This window comes from bacterium (assembly GCA_040755795.1).
Lineage (GTDB): Bacteria > UBA9089 > CG2-30-40-21 > CG2-30-40-21 > SBAY01 > JBFLXS01.
Genome location: JBFLXS010000392.1, coordinates 1 through 3,860 on the forward strand (window position 1 = coordinate 1; position 3,860 = coordinate 3,860).

1 protein-coding gene is annotated in these 3,860 nt (G+C 33.1%); it reads right to left on the bottom strand.

What is annotated here, in order from left to right:
• Positions 1–98: 98 nt before the first annotated feature.
• Entirely contained in the window at positions 99–3,698 is a 3,600-nt protein-coding gene (locus tag AB1414_17190; protein MEW6609150.1) for an RHS repeat-associated core domain-containing protein, read from the bottom strand.
• Positions 3,699–3,860: the final 162 nt, after the last annotated feature.

Below are 3,860 nucleotides of genomic sequence, written 5' to 3' on the forward strand. Positions count from 1 at the left end.
TTACTATTATCGGCAGAAAACCATTTTAAGATAATACTTCTTAATATAAAAAACCTGAAATATAGGCTTAAATTTACTCAAAATAAAATTAATGACTTCTAATTAAGGAGTATCGAAATCAGCGTTATTTCTGGAAATTTCCCCATTATTCCTGGACTCCAGAGTGTCTCGGTAAATTTTACAAGATCCCAACCTCCATAAAAAGGACCCGCCTGAAATTCAATCCCCATGGAAGGTTCATAATAAAACTGCATATTCCACCAATTATATCCTGCTTCTATTCCTAAAACTAAAAGTTGCCCACTTACATAAGCTTTTGTATCTTTCACTCCTCCAGAAATTCCTATAATTCCTATTTTTGCTCCCCAGTCTTTTAAATTTATTCCTCCATATAATCCCCAATCTTCTTCAGAACATAATCCCCATAGGTCTACCCAGTTTACAGGATTATTGTAGCAATACATATATGGATGAAACTCTTGAGGAGTTTCTTTCATATAAGGAATCAGGAAAATAACAGGAGAAGGTTTTGATAACAGTATTTCAAAAGGCAAGGATAAACTTTGTAACACTATCGGCTCTAATATCGGGTCTTTTGTTATAAACCTCCCTACCTTCGGGTCATAGTATCTGGCGCCGAAGTAAAATAACTTACTTTCTGGGTCATATTGTTTGCCTGTGAAGGAATTATAGTTGTATTTGCCAATATAGCCTTGCTTTACCTCTCCAAATGCATCGTAGTCATACGAAGTTAGAACATTTCCTCCCCTATCTGTGATATCCCTTATACTCCCTAATCCATCGTGATGGAAGAAAGCGGTGAATAATCCTCCCATGACTAAATCCTTTGATACAAGCGGGTCATTTGCATAAATATATTCTGCTAATGGCCTGGCACTCCAAAAATCATACTCCATAAACTCTTTCTGCCCATCCCAGAGATAGATTGTTATCTCATTACCGACTTGTCTGGCTAACCTCCTACCATATCCATCATAATAGTAATTAACCTGTGGCTGTGAACCCTTACTTACTATTATTAGCCTATTTTCATAATCGTAGGTATAACTAATAGTCCCTTGCGGTGTTACCTTTTCAATTATATTACCATTATTATCATAACCGTAGGTAATACTCCCTGCTTGAATAAGTCTATTTGCCTCATCATAAGTATAGTTTATTACCCTTTCTAAAATAGTCATCGTATCACGATTACCTACATCATCATAGGTATAATCAGTAAAACTTTGCTCAGGATATTTCACATGTGTCAACCTGTATAGGTTATCATAACTATAACTTGTTGTCCCACTATTTGTGAAGATATAATTTCTATTTCCTACTTTATCATAATCATAACTAAAGAAAGATATAGTTCCTGCCTGGTTTCTGTTTACCAGTTGGGTTAATCTGTTTAAATTATCATAGGTATAAGAAACTCTTACTAAATTAGGATAATCTACCTCTTTTATAGTTCCTACTGGATTGTAGGTATATGAAATTGTACCTTTGTTATCCTGTAAGACTAAATTAGTTAATCGATTGGCTCTATCATATTTGTATCTAAGTGTCCTTCCATACGGGTCAGTAAGGCTTATTCTATTTCCTACATTATCATAACCATACCTTACCTTAAGAAAGTCTGCAAAATGAGTCTCCGTACTTAATCTATTTAATTCATCATATTCATACCAGGTATTAAAATAAAAATCTTGCATCTTAGTTAAGTTCCCTACCGGGTCATATTCATAATTTACCTGTTTAGTATCTGGATATATTATTGATGTTAGTCTATTTACCTCATCATAAACATAGTTAATCATAGTCCCATTAGCACTTATCTTATAATCTAAATTACCTGCCTCATCATATTGGTATTCAGTGGTATTGAGTAATGGGTCAATACTAAATCGTAGGCGATTTAAGGCATCATATTGATATTCTGATGTATGTCCATTGGCATCTGTAATAAATCTTAAGTTACCTACCTCATCATATTCATAGCCAGTCTTTAAGTCTCTACCATCTAAAACCTGTGTGACTGTCCCAGGTCTATTTAATACATCATACTCATATCTGGTAATATTTCCTTCTCCATCTATCATCTTAGTTCTATTACCCACCGGGTCATATTCAAATATAGTAATACCTGACTCCTTAGGTCCTGGACCATCCGGGTCTTCCGAGATTACCTTTATTAATCTGTTTAATGGGTCATATTCATAATGAGTAACATTGCCGTTGGAGTCAGTTAGACTAATTCTATTTCCCTCAGTATCGTATTGATAAGCAGTTCTAATAGCTAATCCGAATGGGTCAATAGTAACAGTTCCAGGTCGATTAACAACATCATATTCATAGGTAGTTAGTACACCATTTGCGTCTGTCATACTTATTCTATTACCGACTCCATCATATTCATAATGCGTAGTGCCATTATCTCCTGGATAGATTATATCCGTGAGTCTATTACAGTTGTCATAAATATACTCAGTGATATTTCCATTTGCATCTGTTATACTTATTCGATTGCCAACATCATCATAACTAAATTGAGTTCCATAATTTAATACTTCATATCCTTCTATTACCTCAGTAAGGTCTCCCCATCTATTCTCATATTCATATTTTGTTTTATTGTGTTTAGCATCTATCATCAATATGCACTGTCCGTGCTCATTATATTGATATTCGGTCTGGTTTTCTAATGGGTCTGTGACAAAAAGTAAATCACCTGTATTATCATTATATGTAAATCTAATAGGAGGATTTATAGGATCTTTAATAGAGGTTATAAAATTATATGTTGGATGATAAGTAAGAGTAGTAATCTGAGCATTAAATGGTGGAGGAGGAGTAATACTAATTAGATTACCCATTGAATCATAGCCCAGGTTAGTAATATTTTTATTTGCATCTTTAACCCATATCTTATTTAAATCCGTATCCCAGCCAAATTCTTGAATATTACCTACTCCGTCAACAATCTTAGTTATTACATTACTCTCATTATAATAATATTCCGTATTATATCCTTTTGAGTCTGTAACTACAATTTTGTTGTATACCGGGTCATAAGATAAACTCAGCTTGTAATTATTTCCAGCACCTTTTGCCTCAGTTACCATATCATTATCATAATGGTAAGTAAAATATATAGAATTTGAGTTTGCATCTGTTTTTTCAGTAAGGTTATGATTTAGATATGTATATTTAGTCTCATTACCTTGCTGGTCAATAACTTTGAACAAATTATCTCCTTCATAAATATAAGATACCTCTCTTCCCATATTATCTCTAATTAACTTAATGTATTCTTCAGGATAATATTCCAGTTCAATAAACCGTCCTGATGAACTGGTTATTCGAGTAAGTTTATTATCGGTGTAGGTAAGACTTATCTGATTGTCATTTCTATCTATTATAGAAGTTAACCTGCCATTTGAATCAAAATTATATTCAGTAGTATCCTTTTCTCGTAAAGTATATGTATTATCTATGTTCTTTGTTAAAGTAGAATGGATTCCAGGAGGTGGGAGATAAGTATCATTTTGTTTAGTGAATACAATCCACCTACCAGTTTCATCTACAACTACCACAAAATTATCATTATCCTTTGAATTTTTTTCACTAAATTTTGGAATTTGTGGTGGGGGTTGAGAGTGATATGTTACATAGAACTTTAGTGCTCCAGCCATTGGATTTTGAGATTTGAATAAAAGATATATATTATAGGTTCTTCTAAGTTTTAAGTGGGTAAATAGTGTTTATTGAGTTGACCAAAATTAAGTTTTCCTGTAATCAAAAAGGTTACTATTTTAAAATTTCTGTAACTTCTAAAACCTCTGGCTTTAGCCTTG

Excerpts from the sequence above, each read along its gene's own strand:
- AB1414_17190 (MEW6609150.1), bottom strand. The coding sequence starts at position 3,698 with ATGGCTGGAGCACTAAAGTTCTATGTAACATATCACTCTCAACCCCCA.